We start from the raw sequence: 15574 nt of genomic DNA on the forward strand, positions 1-15574 counted from the left end.
CTATATGCTTGAAAGGATTTGTAATATTTAAGAAAGAGGAAAATATGAATAAATTTTTATTAAAACGATTTATCCAATCTATAGTAATATTTTTTGGGGTAGTATTTATAACTTTTTTGCTTATGAATATAATACCTGGCAATGCAGCAACTGCATTAATTGGAGAAAAGACCAATGCCAAAGTATATGAAAGAGTACTAAAAGAACTGGAATTGGATAAACCTGTTGCAGAGAGATTTTTTAGCTACATATCAAAACTTTTGGAAGGGGATTTAGGTAAGTCTATCATAATGAACCAATCTGTGGCAGAAATTATTAAGAAAGCATTCCCCAATACGCTTAAACTCTCCCTTGCAGCCATGATGATATCATGGGGGTTTGGAATATTATTTGGAGTACTTGCGGCAATGTATCAGGGTACTTTTGTAGATAGACTGTTAATGTTTAACTCCATTTTAGGAATCTCTATGCCAACTTTTTGGATAGCCATACTTTTGCAATATATTTTTGCTTATAAGTTGAAGCTTGTACCTATTTCAGGATTTGGGAGCATAAAGGAATTAATTTTACCAGCTATTGTATTAGGATGGAGTTTTTCGGGAGAAATTACAAGGGTTTTAAAGGAAAATATCAAATATACAATGAAAGAAGGGTATGTGGATACTGCTAGGATAAAGGGACTTTCGAAATTTCAAATTATAATAAGACACGCTTTGAAATCTAGCATGTTACCTATCGTAACCATTATGATTCTACAATTTACATCCCTACTTGGAGGGGCAATGATTACAGAGACAATCTTTGGGATTCCTGGTCTTGGAACATTATCAATTTCTGCGCTCACCAACAGGGACTTGCCATTACTCCAAGGGACTATTTTGCTTGCAACTTCAATTATTATACTGGGCAACTTCCTTTCTGATATTCTATATTCAATTATAGATCCAAGGATAAGGGTGGAATAGAATGAAAAGATTTTTAAAATTTACAAAAAGACGTCCTATAATGATAATTTCTGTGACAATAATCACTATACTTATTATAATGGCGGTTTTTGCTCCTCTAGTAGCTCCTTATGAAGTAGATGAAACCAGTTTTTCAGCACCGTTGGCACCTCCATCAAAAAAATATTTACTAGGAACTGATGAATTAAGTCGTGATATTTTTTCTAGAATAGTTTATGGACTTAGGATGTCATTGTTTATAGGGTTTGTACCTACGACTATTAATATCGTCATTGGATCCTTTGTAGGAATGTTGGCTGGCTCTTCAAATAAGTATCTTGATTCCATTTTGATGAGGATTGTAGATATAGGACTGTCCTATCCATTTATGATTTTGGCAATGGCGATTGTGTACAATATGGGTTCAGGGCTAGGCTCAATGATGTTAGCTCTTGTAATCTTTGGGTGGACTCCTTCTGCAAGGATTATTAGATCCCAAACAAAACAGATTGTAAATTTGCCATATATAGATGCGGCTAAAGCCTCTGGAATTTCGAAATTTGGAATGATTTTTACTCATATTCTTCCCAATGTAAAACATACTGTACTGGTTCTTTATACAATGGGTATTCCGTCTGCAATTTTAGCGGAAGCAGGAATTAGCTTTTTGGGTTTTGGTGCACAAGCTCCTTTAACTAGTTTAGGACTCATGGTGTCCAAGGGAAGAAGTTTCTTATTTGATGCGCCTTGGATTTCTATAGCTCCTGGAGTTTTTATATTATTATTGTCATTAAGCTTTAACTTTTTAGGTGACGAATTAAGTGTTTATTTTGGAATTGATAGAAAGGAAATTAAATGATGGAAAAAGATTTAGATATCAATGACAATGGAATACTTTTAGATGTAAAGAATTTGACCATCGGAATTAAAGGAAGAAAAAAAGATTTAATTTTAGTTGAAAATTTTTCTATTGAAGTAAGAAGAGGACAAGTTGTTGCCATGGCAGGAGAATCAGGATGTGGCAAAAGTATGGTGTGTAAGGGACTTCTTGGAATCTTACCAGATGGTATTGAGATTCTTTCAGGAAGCATAATATACAACGGGAAAGAGATAAAAACTGAAAAAGATCTAAAGGAAATTAGGGGCAAAGATGTTAATATGATATTTCAAGAACCTGTAAGTGCATTACATCCTTTAAAAAAGATTGGAAGACAAATTGGAGAAGGACTTAAAATACATTCTAAATTTAATGATCAAGATATAAAGAATAAAGTGCTGCAGGTTATGAAATCGGTAGGGATAAACAACCCTCAAAAAAGATACAATCAATATCCTCACCAGTTGTCTGGAGGGCTTTGTCAAAGGGTCGTGATAGCAATGGCCATTATCAACAATCCAAAGCTTATAATTGCTGATGAGCCCACAACTTCATTAGATGTTACCGTACAAGCAAAAATTTTAAAACTTCTTAAGGATTTGAATCGAGAAAAGAAAACTTCAATAATATTTGTCTCACATGACTTGGCAGTTTTATCTCAAATTGGTGAGAGAATCAATATTATGTATTGTGGGGAGATAGTGGAAGAAAATTCAACAAAAGAAATATTTACCAATCCCAAACATCCATATACAAAAGATTTACTAAGTTCTATTCCAGAAATAGGTAAAGAATATTTAAGACCGATAAGAGGATCTGTGCCAATTCCTGAAGAATATCCTGTGCTCTGTAAATATAAGGATCGTTGTGAGGAAAAATTTTGTTCTTGTGAATCTATAAAACCTAAACTAGTGGAGGTGAAAGATGGAAAAGTCCGATGCCTTAAATTTGAATAATAATCCCTTATTGAAAATAGAAAACATAGATTTGACATATGATAGCAACAAGGATATTAAAGTTTTAGATGATTTTTCATTGGATGTATATAGTGGTGAAATTTTGGGGTTGGTAGGTGAGTCAGGATGTGGGAAAACTACATTGGGGAGATCCATTATAGGACTTGAGAAGATAGATTATGGAAAAATTATATTTGAGGGAAAAGAAGTTGATTATAAATCCGGGAAAAATCTTAGAGATATTCGTAGGAATATACAAATGATTTTTCAAGATCCATATCTTTCTCTGGATCCTACGATGAATGTCGAAAAAACTATTAAAGAACCTCTGTTATATCTTAGAGAGAATATGACAAACAAACAGAAGAGTATAAGGGTAAAAGAGGTTATGTCTTTAATAGAAATGGATATAAAACTAATTCATAGAAAATCCAAAGAGTTGTCAGGAGGGCAAAGACAAAGGGTTGGAATAGGAAGAGCTTTAGCTATTAGTCCTCAGATTATTATTTGTGATGAACCAGTTTCAGCATTGGATGTATCTGTTCAAGCAAGTATCTTAAATCTCTTGAAAAAGCTTCAAAGGGAATTAAATATAACTATGATATTTATATCCCACGATTTGTCGGTGGTTAATTACTTGGCAAATAGGATTTGTGTAATGTTAAAGGGAAAAGTTTGCGAGATAGGAAATAAAGATAGCATATTTACTAGTTGTAAACACCCATATACAAAATATCTTTTAGATTCGATACCTAAAATAAACTTTAAAGAAGAAACCTATGAAGGAGTTGAAGAAGAAATAGAATATCTTGATAATGGATGCCCTTTTTATACAAGGTGTAAATTTGCAACGAAAATTTGCGCAAGAGAATTTCCTGAAAAGACAGAGGAAAATGGACATATCTGGTATTGTCATAATTATAATAATTTTGATTTAAACCCACCAACCCAAGACTAAAATGTGTTATTATAAATATATAACAAAATATAATAAAACACTTAGGAGGGAAATAATGGACAAGAAAGTTTCTGAAATAATCCAAAAGTCTCTATCTGGGACTAAACCAACAGTAGAGGAAATAGCCTATCTCTTTAAGTTTGACACCAACTCTCAAGAGGTCTATAACATTCGTTGGGCTGCAAATAAGTTGGCAAGAGAATTGTCGAATAATACTGCAGAGGTACATGCCCAAATAGGGATAGACGCTTCTGCTTGTTATAAGAACTGTGAGTTTTGTTCTTTTGCTGCGGTGAATAAACTTAGAAGTGAAAAGCTTGAAATGCCTTTAGAAGAGATTTTACAATATGCTAAGGGCTATGAAAAGGCAGGCGCAAACTTGATTTGCCTTATGATCACTGCTTCCTATGACTTTGATAAGTTTATAGAGGTTGGAAGGGAAGTTAGGAAGGTAATAAGTTCTGAAATGCCGTTAATGGCAAATTTGGATGACTTTTCATATGAACAGGCTCTAAAGTTAAAGGAAGTTGGATTTGATGGGGTTTACCATGTGGTACATATGGGAGAGGGAGAGATTACTGAGATTGATCCTAAAACAAGAATTCAGACTATGGAAAATGCACTAAAGGCAGGACTAAAATTATCTTCCTGTGTGGAACCAATAGGTTATGAACATGCCGATGAATATATAGCAGAATGCATGGACAAATTGCTTGAACGAGATTTAAAGTCAACGGGATGTGGCTGGAGAATTCCTGTTCCAAATAGTAAATTTTCCAAGGAAAGGTTTAGAACCATAGGGGAGTGGCAAAAGCTTACTGCTATCGACAGAGTTGCTGCAAGTGACAGCATTACCCTTTTGGGAAATATGGGATATACCTGTGACTCTGGAGCAAACTATGCCTGGGCAGAAGTTGGAACAAATCCTCGAGATGTTGCGGTTAAAACGGAAAAGAGCAGCGCTAAAGTAAGTTATGGAGTGAAGGAACTTCAAAAGACTTTCATGTCCTTTGGTTGGAATATATTGAAGGGGCCTTCAAAGGGATGGAGAGATTAATAATCTATAATGAATTTGACACCTGCATAGGATATGTAGGTGTTTTATTGTGATAAACTATTTTTATGAAGACAAAAATTATAGAAATTCAAGATAAAAAGATAAAGGAAGAAATAGCGACTGAAATTTTATATGATCTACCAGAATGGTTTGGATTACCGGATAGTACTAGGACCTATATTGAGGAATCTAAAAATTTGCCCTTTATTGCCTGTTATTTTGAGGAAAGGCTTGCAGGATTCATAGTATTAAAAGAGACGGGGCAGGAATGTTCAGAGATATTTGTTATGGGGGTACTTAAAGAATTTCACAAAAAAGGTGTTGGCAAAGCACTAAATAGGGCCTATGAAAATCTTGCTAGAGAAATGGGATATATCTACTCTCAAGTTAAGACGGTACAGTCGGGGCATTATAGGGAGTATGACATTACAAATGAATTTTATAGGGCAATGGGATATAGTGAACTTGAATGTTTTCCCGATATGTGGGATGAGTGGAATCCTTGCCAGATCTATGTGAAGTATTTGGGAAAAAGATAAAAGTTTATTGGTCAAAAAGGGGAGGAAGTTTTATTGGTATGAATAAAATCATACTCTTTAAGACTTCCTTAAAATCGCCTTTTTTAGGACTATTGTAAAAGATCTTATTTAATTCTTTTTATATTCTTGTTTTTAATCCAATAAAACACCAGGGATGAAAATAGAATATAGGCAAGTATTGCTGGAAGTGAAGCTTCCACACCGAAGTTGCCTCCTGTAATCAATTGACTTTTTGAAGACAAGACGAAGTTGTAAATGGACTGGGGATCTTTATTGATATCAAAGTTTATAATTCCGCCAACAAAGATTATATTCCAAATTCCATGTACTATGGCACTTCCCCAAATGCTATTATTTTCTATTCTTATCAGTGAAAATAAGACTCCGACAGAAGTTCCTGCAAGGATGAGCTGGACAATATCTACAAACCCTAGTTTATTTCCAAGGATATGTAATAATCCAAAGACAAGGGAAGGAAAGATTATGGCAGGCAATTTTCCATACTTTTTTCCAAGAAGACCAAAGATCATTCCTCTAAAAATACTTTCTTCAACGATTCCTGTTGCAAGTCCATAGTAAAATACTGAAGTTATTATAACAGTAGCCTTATTTCCAACTTCATTAGAAATAAATTGTCCTTTAGAAAAAATCAGTAGCACTGTAACAAATCCTACTAATGCTAATGAAAAAAACATATATCTTAGTGAAGGCTTTATGGGTAAAATTTTAAAGTCCTTTAAGTCTGACTTAAATAGGATTTTACTTAGGAAATAAAGCTCTAGCATTACAACACCTACATAAATAAAACTCATAAGTAAATTTGATATCCAATCAGCTATTCCCATCTTTAGACAGATTTCAGCAAAGAGTATGGCTATTGTTTGACCTATAATAAGACTAAGGATTGCCAATATAATTCCAAGAACTATTTTCCAGCTGGATAAAGTTTTAGTGTTCATAATAACCACCTTTCGTATTTTTAATCGAACATTGCTATATTGTAACATGTAATGTATTATTTACAAAGTTTGGAACTAAAGGGAAAGTTTTAAAGCTATTTTTTTTAAAGAACAAGATTGGCATAGCCTTATGATATTATTTAAATGAGAAGATAATTTTTGATTTTATCTACTAAGTGAGGTGTATAATATGGAAAATTTGGAACTGGAATTTAATAGTTATTTGTCGGATTTGGTGGAAGATTTTGGAGAAAAGAGCCAAGAGGGAGCAAAGGTTGCAATCAGGGAAAGCCAAAGTAGATTTGGATATGTTTCAAAGTCTGTGCAAAATCAAATCGCTGAAGCTTTTGGTTTGGATAAAAAAATCATTGCAACTATAATAAAATTTATGCCTTCCATAAGAGAATCGGATATTGAATATGAAGTAATTTGCTGCACTGGACCACGTTGTGAAAAAAATAATTCTTCCAAGGTTATAAAAACTTTAAAAGAAGGTCTTGGAATTGGATTTAATGAGACGACTAGGGATGGAAGAATTAGGCTTAGGGGTAAAAATTGTTTTAAAAAATGTGGCATGGGTCCAAATATCATGGTAAATGGAAAATATTATCATGGTATGGACGAGGAAAAGACAAAAGAGCTAATAGAAAAGCTTTTAAAATAAGATGAAAGATTATTAAACCTGTAAGAGCAAATTTGTTATTACAGGTTATTTTATTGGTTAAAAATTAAGGGGAACCTTAAATATCGGGTTGTGTGGTAATTTTACTTTAATGTAACTACAATTTTTGGTGTTATTGTTGAAATAAAGGATAATTAACTGTACTATTAATATATAGAACAATTTAATAGATAAGAAAGAAATTAGGTTTTTGAAAAGTAGATGTAAGTTTGTAAAAGGAATGCTGTACATATCTATGGTAAGTGAAAGGTAGATATTTGATATTAGAGAAGGTACATAATGAGCTTTTGAAAAATTAGGAGAATAAAATAAAAATGGGAAAAAGGGACAGGGCAGAATTAAAGAAGCTAAAGGAAATGAAAGCTCAGGAAGAGGCAGAGCTTCAGGCTTTGAAATTACAAGAAAGAAATATTAGGCATGATATAAGTGTAAAAAGGCTAAATATAAACTCTTTGAATCAAAGGATAGAAAAGATTTATAGGCTGAATGAAAATGCTGCAGTTTCAGACCATGCAATTGTAAGGTACTTCGAAAGGGTTTTAGGTGTTGATTTGGAAGAGGTGTCAGAAAAAATTCTTCCTCCTGAAATGGAAGAGTCTGTGGAAACTTTGGGAAGTGGACATTTTCCTATAAATGAAGGAGAGTTTAAAATTGTTGTAAAAAATGGAGTCGTGGTAACGGTACTTACGGAACCTGTGGAAGAAAGTTAGGATGGTTTGGTGGTTTCAATACAAAAAGCCGGCAGGAAACCGGCTTTAGTTATAGGTTCTTTTTAAAATTTCTTGTAAAACTAAAGTTGACTACATTTCTATTTCTGGAGAAATTGAATTGGTCAATTTTTTTATATTAAATTTTTCAAATAGTGGTTTATTTTCCAAGTGCCTGTAAAGAAGTTCCACAAGGGAGAACATCACATATGCAAAGATGGAACATAGAATTAGATATCCTAAGTCAGGGATTTCGTTTAATAGTGTAATAGGTCTATTTACCAAATAAAAATAATTTCCGTCTATTAATGGGTTTAAGGTGTAAACTGCCATAAGGTAGGTTAGAAAGAAGCCAAAGGCAAAGTTTTTACCTTCCCATGGTAATTCCTCTTCAAAACAAATCCTAATATAAAATGGCATCAACAGGGTTATTATATGATTGACTAAAAAGCTTATACCGATTGGATGGGATATTTTATGAACTTGGCTAGGATACAAAAAACTAAGTAAAGCAAAAAATCCTGTAAAGGAAATTATTTTATAGATATCCCTATCCCTTGTAATTAGGTATAAAATTCCCATGATGGTATTTATCCTACTTATGTGTAGTGGCAATGACACTGCTGGGTTAAAATCCTCTAGGAATAAATAGGAACCATATAGGACAATCTGTTGAATTATGCTTGTTACAAGGATCACTTTTGTGATGGTGGACTGATTTTTAGCTATAGCGTCCTTCTTTTTAAATAAAATGATGGCGAATAATAGAAATATTGTCATATAGATGAAGTGGTCTAAACCAAAAGGCTTAATAAATTCTGTCATTTTTACCTCCAATGCTGTATTCATCAATATTTAATCATAGCTAGGTTAGATAGATTGAATAGTTTTGTTAAAATTATGTTATATTTCTTAAAACAGAGAGTAAAGATAAAAGGGTTTATCTAAAATTAACAGAAATGTTATTGAATTTTTACAAAAATTTATGTTACTGCATTGTAAAAAATTATTCGATATGCTAATTTATACTTAGAGTCTTAAATAGGAAGAATTTTACATAAAAGAGTTGATAGTATGTTTAAGAATTTAAAGGTTAATAATGAGGAAAAAACGAATATTATCCTTGAAGTAAACCGTCTAATTTCAAAGGCGGTGGAAAGAGGTTGTTCTGATATACATATAGAACCCTTCGAAAATTCTGTGAGGGTTAGATTTAGGATAGATGGAAGACTTTATGAAGAGGAGACTTTGGAACCTTTTATATATCAACGATATATAAGTAGAATTAAGGTTATGTCTGGACTTAATATTGCTGAGAAAAGGCTTCCTCAAGACGGTTCCTTTAATTTCAAAAAGGATGACTTTAATGTGGATATTAGGGTTTCTACAATTTCCACAATTTATGGGGAAAAACTTGTTTTGAGGATTTTGGAAAAGGACCTAGCAAAGATTAAACTTGAAAATCTAGGTATTTTGTCAAGGGATTTAAAACTTTTACTAAAGCTTTCTAAAGTTGAAAATGGACTCATCTACCTAACTGGGCCTACTGGTTGTGGCAAGACTACAACTTTATATTCCCTTCTGCAGCAGTTAAATGATAAAAGGGTCAATATAATAACCATTGAGGATCCGGTGGAGTTTAAAATTTCTGGAATTAATCAAATTCAAATAAATGAAAAGGCTGGAATCACCTTTTCTTCAGCCCTTAGATCCATTCTTAGACAGGATCCAGAGATCATTTTGGTCGGTGAAACTAGGGATAGGGAAACTGCACAAATTTCCGTCAGGGCTTCTATTACTGGACATAAGGTGTTTTCAACACTGCACACCAACGACTCCTATTCTGCAATTATCAGATTGTTAGATATGGGGGTGGAAGACTATTTGATTAGGGCAAGCCTTAGAGGTGTCGTATCCCAAAGGCTTATTAGAAATCTATGTCCCCATTGTAAGGTTGAGATGCCTATTTCCCAAAAGCAAATCGACTATTTGAAAAATCTCGGGATTGAAGATTTCCCAGAGGTGGTTTATGGACCTTGTGGCTGCTCCCATTGCCATGAGGGATACCTTGGAAGGAAGGCCTTACTTGAGATTTTAATAATTGACAAGGACTTTAGAAAACTAATTAAGGAAGATGTCAATTTAGATGATTTAAAGACTTTAGGCCGTAAGAAGTCCATAGAGAGTTTGGAATATAAGGGAGCATTGGACTTTGTTTCAGGTAACACATCCTTTGAAGAGTTGGCAAACCTTTCTATAATTTGAGGTAAATATGGACATTACAAAAGTTTCGAAAATACTTAATAAACCCATCTATCTAAAACAAAACAATAAGCATATATCCATATTTCTAAATGAATTTTCCTCCCTTCTCAGGGCTGGAATAAATTCGGAAGAGGCAATCTATATTTTAAAGGACCAAAAGGAGATAGGAAGTCTAAATGAAATATTAAATTCGGTTTATGAGGATTTAATAAGGGGACAAAGCCTTTCGGAAAGTTTTTTGACCCATGGTAATTTTGAAGAATTTCTTATCACTATGATTAAAACCGGTGAGGAGACTGGAAGAATACAGGAGATTACAAAGGACTTGTCCCAATACTATAAGAGGATTTACCAAGTGGATAAAAAGGTGCAAGGAGCCATGGTGTATCCAGTCATTTTGATGGTAACGGCAATCTTTGTTCTGTTTTTTATATTTACCTATGTAATGCCGACTTTTCTTGAACTATTTCGTGAAAATGATCAGGTTCTACCCTTGTCTACAAGAATACTTATAGCTATAGTTAACTTTTTTAACGACTATGGAAACATATTCTTTATTTCTCTTATGTCTTTGATAATTATTTTTGTCATAGCCTATAAGAAGACGGGGTTAAAGAAGTGGATAGATAAAGTGATTTTAAAACTTCCGATAATTGGCAAAAACTATGGTAAAATCCTAACCAGTAGAATTGCCATGGCCCTTTCAATCTCGACAAAGGCAGGGGTTAATTTTCTAGACTCCCTTGAAATAATTTCTCAGGGAATCGGTAATAGATACTTAGAAGATGAGATAGGAGAAGGGTTAATTGCGATTGAAAATGGTGATAGCATTTCTGAAACCTTTAAGGGTATAAAGACTTTGCCAAACCTCTTTTCATCAATGATAGAAGTAGGGGAAAAGACGGGGGAACTCTCGGAGATTCTAAAGGAGATATCCCGTCACTATAAGGAAGAAAGCGACTATGCCATAGACAATATTATAAAGATTTTTGAACCTGTAATCATCATAGTGATGGCAATAATAATAGGATTTATCGTAATATCCATTGCCACCCCTATGTTTGATTTAATAAACAACTATAGTATTTAAAGGAGGAAAAATGAAGAGGCTATATAGTAAAAAATCAAAGGGATTTACTTTAATCGAACTGATTATAGTAATAGCGATTCTAGCGGTTCTTGCAGCCATAGCTTTGCCAAGGTACAACAATTCCAAGAGAAAAAGCGTTGTAACTGCCCACAATTCCAATGTTAAAGTTTTGGAATCTGCAGCACTTAACTACGTTGCCAACGGTGGATTAAGTGTAACTTGGCCAGAAGATTTAAGCTACAAGGACTATGTTAAAAACTACCCTAAAGTTCCAAAGGGAATTGAAGAGTTGAAGGCCCAAAGCGGAACACCCTACAAAGTAACCATCTCAGACAAGGGTGATGTTACAGTTACACCTGCAATGATTGAAGAGAACGAAAAGTAATGGGATTGTTTATTTTTGTTCTAGGCACTATTTTAGGCTCTTTCTTTAATGTACTGGTCCAAAGAACTATCAAGGAAGAGTCTATAGTAGGGCCTTTTTCAAAATGTGACTATTGTAATAAAAGACTTTCCTTTTACAATATGATTCCACTCCTTTCTTATTTTATACAAAGGGGAAAGACCAGCTGTTGCAATAAGAAACTACCCATCCTATATCCGGTTTCAGAGTTTGCTACAGGGTTGTTGTTTTTATTCATCTATATCCTAGAAAAAGACTTGGTAGTTGGAATTGTAGTAGCTTTTTTAATAAGTTTTTTAATTTCTATGTCCATCATAGATTTTTTGACAAAGGACATCTACTATATTCATATTTTTATTGTCCTTATCCTGTCGGTAATCCTTTCGAGATATCAGTTTTGGTTTTTTGAGGAACTGCTGTACAAGGCTGTATTTGTCCTAGTATTTTTACTCCTTGGGTACCTATTAAGTATAAGGGGCTATGTTGGGTTTGGAGATATTGTACTGATAATTTCTTTAAATATTTCTCTAAACTTTTTTGAAACCACTATTTTTCTTTTTTTAATGTCGTTAATAGGTGGTTTTGTGGGCTTCGTGTTATACTTTAAGAAGAGAGACAGGAAGGTGAAACTGGCTTTTGTACCCATAATTTCCTCAGCTTTTATCCTATTGGAAATTCTAAAAGCCATACTGATATGAAGAAAAAAACTATAATCATTATTTTTCTTTTGATTCTAGCTCTTTCTGCTTGTAATAGACAAAAAGTTAGAGATGTAAAAAAAGAGGAATATAAAATTCAGGATTTAAATGTTGAATATAGTATGATTGAATATAAACTTCCCCACATAGAGGAGGAACATGAGATTTTAAAGGCATATAAAAATATGCTTTATATTTTAATTCACGATGTTGTAGATGAAGAGTCTCAAGTGCCCTTGGACTATTTGATGGTTTACAACTTCCAAAGTGAAGAGGAAGTTAGGCGATATGACCTGGAGCCAAATACTAAGATACATGATTTGGTTGTATATTCGGGAGATATCTACATCAGTTATGATATTAAGGAAAATTCTAATTTTGACGTCGAGACAAATGATAACCAAGGAACTGACCCTACGGAAACTTCGGAAAATATAGAAACTTCGGAAAATATTGTATCTACCGAGAACTCCTATTTTGGTAGAGGACTTGAGAACAAAAACTATTATATTGGTAAACTTGACGAGGAAGATGGTCTTTCTTTGGTGATGGATTTGGAAGAGCAGAAGTTTTCTCCGAAATTTCTCAAGGTCTTTGGAGAATTATACTATTTGAGTCTTTCAGAGGGAGTCTATATGGTTAAAGGCCTACTTGATACCAATAGGGAGGAGAGTTTTTCCTTTGATTTTGTGGATGAAATACAGGACAGTATCTTTAGTAATGGAAATTATCTTATTGCTCAAGGTAAAGAAGGGGAAGATAGTTTCTTCTACATTGTGGATGAGGATTTTAATGTTGAAAAGATACCGATTGAGCCTTCTGAACAGTTCTTTTCCTTTATTGGTTTAAGAAAGGGGATTTTCTCATCTTATACGGATATCTTTGACCGAGAACAGTTGAAGTTTATGTATATTGACACAAATCCCAAGTCTGAAGATTCCTATAAGAAAAAGATTGTATCTTCAGATGTGCTATACAAGTTTTATAGCAATAATACAGACAATATAGTTGCCTTGGACTCATCTGGCAATATCAATTTCATAATAGTAAAGGGGAGCCAGATTTATTCAGGTAAGGTTAAAGGAATTGGAGATAATAAGTACAAGATTTTAACCAATGAAGATTCTAGATATGGGTTTTTAAATGAAGAATCAGGCATTTACCTGGATATCTACTTTAATTAAAATGGAAAAGTCAAAGGGATTTACATTAATAGAACTCTTGTTGACCCTATTTATCTTAGGAATAGTTCTATCGATTGGAATAATTAAATTTGATTTCATAAAGAGCTATCAAGAGAGTTTGGAGATTAGAACGGTAATAGTTAGTTTAAACGAAGGTAGAAATAGCGCCATTGGGACTGGAAAGAGAACTAGGGTTTCTATTGATTCTAGAGAAAATTGTATTAGAATATACTTTTCCATAGATGATGTTCAGGAAGTTAAGTTGAATAATCTAGATTTGCCCGAAACAGCATCCTTTAGCTTTACTTCAACGGGTGCTCCCAGTGAAGCTGGAACATATACCTTCAAAGGCGCAAGAAAAAAGTATATAGTAACGGTGGAAGTGGCAACGGGGAAGGTGAATTTAAGTGAAGAAGAAATTTAATGGATTTACCCTAATGGAATGTCTAGTGGCACTTTTTATCCTAAGTATAATAGTCGCTTTTACCCTTCCCTCCCTTGGAAATATCTTCAATTTGAGAAAAGATCAAAGGGATTATTTGGATTTGACCAACTATTCAAAGACGGTTACAGAAAAGATGATCGCTCAAATTAGGCAAATGGGAGAACCTTATAATATAGAAAATTCCAAGGATTATAAAGTGGACTATAATATTCGGGAAAACCAAGGAATGAAGATATTGAAAGTAAGTATAATCGAAATAAATACCGGTAGGGAGCAGGTCTATGAAACGATTCTTCCACAATAAAAAGACAAAGGGATTTACTTTATTGGAGCTTATTTTAGCACTGGGAATTTCTTTAATTGTAATTTCTGTAATAGGAGTACTACTTGGCTATTCCCTAAAAGTACTAAAAAATGACTTTATCTATAGGAAAAAAGAGGGCTCCGTCGCCTATGCATCTACTTACATAGAGAGGGAGATTGGAAGAAGTTTAAAGATATATTCTCCAGAGGAGTTTCCCTATGACTTAAAGGATAATAATTTGGGGTTTGTCCTAGAGATATGGCCCTATGAAGATTTGACAAATCATGACTACGTCTACTATTACCTCTCGGAAAATAAACTTAGGAGGGCGCTCTTAAGGTCCCATAAACCCATAGAAGAAAATGGACGATTAAATCTTATGGGGACCAATAATATTAGTGATGGAATTCTGGATGTATCAAAGACATATTTTAATAGAAAAGAACGATATATAAATCTAAATTTTACATATGAAGAAGAAAGTACAAAGGAAGAATATGTTTCCGGGATTTATGTCGAGGTGGAAGATGAAGACTAAGGGATATGTTTCTGTGTACACCTTGATTGTATTTATGCTCCTTGTGGGAATCATTACCGTACTCATTCTTGGACTTAGATTTGAGTCGAAAAAAGCCATAAACAAGGAATCCTATTATCAAAACGTGCTTATTGCAAGGTCTGTATACTATAGAATTAAAAATGACGATAGATTTATAGAAGTGATGAAAAATCCTACTAAAAACTTGAAAAAGTCAATTACCATAGAGGATTTGGGGCTGGACTGCTATGATAAGAAGGTTTCTGTAAAGTTGGATAAGGGGACTAGGGGTTTTTATCTTTATTATAGGACTGACTATAGGGGAACGGTGACTTCTTCAACGGTTAATTTCAAGGAAAATAGCTCTACTTTATTCAATGAAAATTCTAAGGTCAGTGCAGAAGATAAGGACATGGAGGCTTTGAATAATAACACTTTGGACAAAATTGAGGGCAATTTGGTCTTTTATCAAAAGGGCGATAATTTATTTTATCTACAGGAGGATAGATATGATATTTTGATAGAAGAATATAATAGGGCTATGGAAGAGCCTGATAAAGTTGAAGAACCATCAGATGAACCATCTAATGAAAAACCGGATGAGCAATTAGAAAAACCGGTGGAAGAATTTGATATAGGGGATCATCTAGAGGCCTTTAACAAAGTTGATGGGGACTGTTTTTATAGCTTAGACAATTTTACGGTTTTGTCTTCTGAAACTCCAAAACTAAAGGGTATCTGCCTTATGAAAGAGGAGGGTGAAAAGAAAGGGCCTCTATATATTGACGGTGTACTTATAAATCATTCTAACTTTAAGGATGTTAAGGTAAATGGCAAAGTAGTAGAAGTTTCAAAATTTCAAGGAGACTGTAAGCTCAACTTGGAAAGTGTAAAAAGACTAAAGGATTATACTGGATTAGATGATAGTCCTAAAATCCTAGGATTTTTTATAAAGTAACCTATGCTAT

At 33.6% G+C, this 15574-nt stretch carries 19 protein-coding genes; 17 read left to right on the forward strand and 2 right to left on the reverse strand.

Going from position 1 to position 15574, the window contains the following annotated elements; all coding sequences use genetic code 11:
• The first annotated feature begins 44 nt into the window (after positions 1 to 44).
• From Q1K37_RS01325 to Q1K37_RS01350, 6 genes are all read left to right on the forward strand, one after another.
• Positions 45 to 965, forward strand: a complete 921-nt coding sequence (locus Q1K37_RS01325; protein ID WP_300408613.1) for an ABC transporter permease — start codon at positions 45 to 47, stop codon at positions 963 to 965.
• 1 nt (position 966) lies between these two features.
• Positions 967 to 1803 (forward strand): ABC transporter permease, encoded by an 837-nt coding sequence (locus tag Q1K37_RS01330; protein ID WP_300408615.1) that lies wholly within the window; start codon positions 967 to 969, stop codon positions 1801 to 1803.
• Entirely contained in the window at positions 1800 to 2777 is a 978-nt protein-coding gene (locus Q1K37_RS01335) for an ABC transporter ATP-binding protein (RefSeq protein ID WP_300408617.1), read from the forward strand. Before Q1K37_RS01330 ends, Q1K37_RS01335 begins: the two co-directional genes overlap by 4 nt.
• Positions 2746 to 3735, forward strand: coding sequence for an oligopeptide/dipeptide ABC transporter ATP-binding protein (locus Q1K37_RS01340; protein WP_300408619.1), 990 nt, complete (start codon positions 2746 to 2748; stop codon positions 3733 to 3735). Before Q1K37_RS01335 ends, Q1K37_RS01340 begins: the two co-directional genes overlap by 32 nt.
• A 55-nt stretch (positions 3736 to 3790) precedes the next feature.
• The gene (locus Q1K37_RS01345) at positions 3791 to 4792 is read left to right on the forward strand and encodes a radical SAM protein (protein WP_300408621.1); all 1002 of its coding nucleotides are present in this window, start codon (positions 3791 to 3793) and stop codon (positions 4790 to 4792) included.
• Positions 4793 to 4857: 65 nt separating this feature from the next.
• Positions 4858 to 5331 carry a GNAT family N-acetyltransferase gene (locus Q1K37_RS01350; RefSeq protein WP_300408623.1) on the forward strand — a complete coding sequence of 158 codons (474 nt, stop codon included), beginning with the start codon at positions 4858 to 4860 and terminating at the stop codon, positions 5329 to 5331.
• A gap of 104 nt (positions 5332 to 5435) precedes the next feature.
• Here Q1K37_RS01350 and Q1K37_RS01355 read toward each other — a convergent pair whose 3' ends face one another.
• On the reverse strand, positions 5436 to 6290 hold the full coding sequence (locus tag Q1K37_RS01355) for a CPBP family intramembrane metalloprotease (protein WP_300408625.1): 855 nt from the start codon (positions 6288 to 6290) through the stop codon (positions 5436 to 5438).
• Between the two features lie 190 nt (positions 6291 to 6480).
• On the opposite strand from Q1K37_RS01355, the gene Q1K37_RS01360 reads away from it, so the two are divergent.
• A complete protein-coding gene (locus Q1K37_RS01360) occupies positions 6481 to 6954 on the forward strand; it encodes an NAD(P)H-dependent oxidoreductase subunit E (protein WP_300408627.1) in 474 nt (157 codons plus the stop codon).
• A gap of 332 nt (positions 6955 to 7286) precedes the next feature.
• Positions 7287 to 7682: a hypothetical protein gene (locus Q1K37_RS01365; protein ID WP_300408629.1), complete on the forward strand. Its 396-nt coding sequence runs from the start codon at positions 7287 to 7289 to the stop codon at positions 7680 to 7682.
• Between the two features lie 90 nt (positions 7683 to 7772).
• Here Q1K37_RS01365 and Q1K37_RS01370 read toward each other — a convergent pair whose 3' ends face one another.
• A complete protein-coding gene (locus Q1K37_RS01370) occupies positions 7773 to 8504 on the reverse strand; it encodes a TIGR02206 family membrane protein (protein WP_300408631.1) in 732 nt (243 codons plus the stop codon).
• A 249-nt stretch (positions 8505 to 8753) separates the two neighbouring features.
• On the opposite strand from Q1K37_RS01370, the gene Q1K37_RS01375 reads away from it, so the two are divergent.
• Genes Q1K37_RS01375 through Q1K37_RS01415 form a run of 9 tightly spaced genes read left to right on the forward strand, consistent with a single transcriptional unit; the run spans position 8754 to position 15564 of the window.
• Positions 8754 to 9944: a GspE/PulE family protein gene (locus Q1K37_RS01375; RefSeq protein WP_300408633.1), complete on the forward strand. Its 1191-nt coding sequence runs from the start codon at positions 8754 to 8756 to the stop codon at positions 9942 to 9944.
• Positions 9945 to 9951: 7 nt separating this feature from the next.
• Positions 9952 to 11034: a type II secretion system F family protein gene (locus Q1K37_RS01380; protein ID WP_300408635.1), complete on the forward strand. Its 1083-nt coding sequence runs from the start codon at positions 9952 to 9954 to the stop codon at positions 11032 to 11034.
• Between the two features lie 10 nt (positions 11035 to 11044).
• A complete protein-coding gene (locus Q1K37_RS01385) occupies positions 11045 to 11419 on the forward strand; it encodes a prepilin-type N-terminal cleavage/methylation domain-containing protein (protein WP_300408636.1) in 375 nt (124 codons plus the stop codon).
• Complete coding sequence (locus tag Q1K37_RS01390) at positions 11419 to 12135, forward strand: prepilin peptidase (RefSeq protein ID WP_300408638.1); 717 nt, start codon at positions 11419 to 11421, stop codon at positions 12133 to 12135. The genes Q1K37_RS01385 and Q1K37_RS01390 overlap by 1 nt, the downstream gene beginning before the upstream one ends.
• Positions 12132 to 13319, forward strand: coding sequence for a hypothetical protein (locus Q1K37_RS01395; protein ID WP_300408640.1), 1188 nt, complete (start codon positions 12132 to 12134; stop codon positions 13317 to 13319). Before Q1K37_RS01390 ends, Q1K37_RS01395 begins: the two co-directional genes overlap by 4 nt.
• Positions 13279 to 13743, forward strand: a complete 465-nt coding sequence (locus tag Q1K37_RS01400; protein WP_300408642.1) for a prepilin-type N-terminal cleavage/methylation domain-containing protein — start codon at positions 13279 to 13281, stop codon at positions 13741 to 13743. The genes Q1K37_RS01395 and Q1K37_RS01400 overlap by 41 nt, the downstream gene beginning before the upstream one ends.
• Positions 13727 to 14068 (forward strand): prepilin-type N-terminal cleavage/methylation domain-containing protein, encoded by a 342-nt coding sequence (locus Q1K37_RS01405; RefSeq protein ID WP_300408644.1) that lies wholly within the window; start codon positions 13727 to 13729, stop codon positions 14066 to 14068. The genes Q1K37_RS01400 and Q1K37_RS01405 overlap by 17 nt, the downstream gene beginning before the upstream one ends.
• Entirely contained in the window at positions 14046 to 14606 is a 561-nt protein-coding gene (locus Q1K37_RS01410) for a prepilin-type N-terminal cleavage/methylation domain-containing protein (RefSeq protein ID WP_300408646.1), read from the forward strand. The genes Q1K37_RS01405 and Q1K37_RS01410 overlap by 23 nt, the downstream gene beginning before the upstream one ends.
• The gene (locus Q1K37_RS01415) at positions 14596 to 15564 is read left to right on the forward strand and encodes a hypothetical protein (protein WP_300408648.1); all 969 of its coding nucleotides are present in this window, start codon (positions 14596 to 14598) and stop codon (positions 15562 to 15564) included. The genes Q1K37_RS01410 and Q1K37_RS01415 overlap by 11 nt, the downstream gene beginning before the upstream one ends.
• The last annotated feature ends 10 nt before the right edge of the window (positions 15565 to 15574 follow it).

Origin of the sequence: Lagierella sp. (genome assembly GCF_029983815.1) — a bacterium.
Lineage (GTDB): Bacteria > Bacillota > Clostridia > Tissierellales > Peptoniphilaceae > Mediannikoviicoccus.

Excerpts from the sequence above, each read along its gene's own strand:
- Q1K37_RS01325 (WP_300408613.1), top strand. The coding sequence starts at position 45 with ATGAATAAATTTTTATTAAAACGATTTATCCAATCTATAGTAATATTT.
- Q1K37_RS01330 (WP_300408615.1), top strand. The coding sequence starts at position 967 with ATGAAAAGATTTTTAAAATTTACAAAAAGACGTCCTATAATGATAATT.
- Q1K37_RS01335 (WP_300408617.1), top strand. The coding sequence starts at position 1,800 with ATGATGGAAAAAGATTTAGATATCAATGACAATGGAATACTTTTAGAT.
- Q1K37_RS01340 (WP_300408619.1), top strand. The coding sequence starts at position 2,746 with ATGGAAAAGTCCGATGCCTTAAATTTGAATAATAATCCCTTATTGAAA.
- Q1K37_RS01345 (WP_300408621.1), top strand. The coding sequence starts at position 3,791 with ATGGACAAGAAAGTTTCTGAAATAATCCAAAAGTCTCTATCTGGGACT.
- Q1K37_RS01350 (WP_300408623.1), top strand. The coding sequence starts at position 4,858 with ATGAAGACAAAAATTATAGAAATTCAAGATAAAAAGATAAAGGAAGAA.
- Q1K37_RS01355 (WP_300408625.1), bottom strand. The coding sequence starts at position 6,290 with ATGAACACTAAAACTTTATCCAGCTGGAAAATAGTTCTTGGAATTATA.
- Q1K37_RS01360 (WP_300408627.1), top strand. The coding sequence starts at position 6,481 with ATGGAAAATTTGGAACTGGAATTTAATAGTTATTTGTCGGATTTGGTG.
- Q1K37_RS01365 (WP_300408629.1), top strand. The coding sequence starts at position 7,287 with ATGGGAAAAAGGGACAGGGCAGAATTAAAGAAGCTAAAGGAAATGAAA.
- Q1K37_RS01370 (WP_300408631.1), bottom strand. The coding sequence starts at position 8,504 with ATGACAGAATTTATTAAGCCTTTTGGTTTAGACCACTTCATCTATATG.
- Q1K37_RS01375 (WP_300408633.1), top strand. The coding sequence starts at position 8,754 with ATGTTTAAGAATTTAAAGGTTAATAATGAGGAAAAAACGAATATTATC.
- Q1K37_RS01380 (WP_300408635.1), top strand. The coding sequence starts at position 9,952 with ATGGACATTACAAAAGTTTCGAAAATACTTAATAAACCCATCTATCTA.
- Q1K37_RS01385 (WP_300408636.1), top strand. The coding sequence starts at position 11,045 with ATGAAGAGGCTATATAGTAAAAAATCAAAGGGATTTACTTTAATCGAA.
- Q1K37_RS01390 (WP_300408638.1), top strand. The coding sequence starts at position 11,419 with ATGGGATTGTTTATTTTTGTTCTAGGCACTATTTTAGGCTCTTTCTTT.
- Q1K37_RS01395 (WP_300408640.1), top strand. The coding sequence starts at position 12,132 with ATGAAGAAAAAAACTATAATCATTATTTTTCTTTTGATTCTAGCTCTT.
- Q1K37_RS01400 (WP_300408642.1), top strand. The coding sequence starts at position 13,279 with ATGAAGAATCAGGCATTTACCTGGATATCTACTTTAATTAAAATGGAA.
- Q1K37_RS01410 (WP_300408646.1), top strand. The coding sequence starts at position 14,046 with ATGAAACGATTCTTCCACAATAAAAAGACAAAGGGATTTACTTTATTG.
- Q1K37_RS01415 (WP_300408648.1), top strand. The coding sequence starts at position 14,596 with ATGAAGACTAAGGGATATGTTTCTGTGTACACCTTGATTGTATTTATG.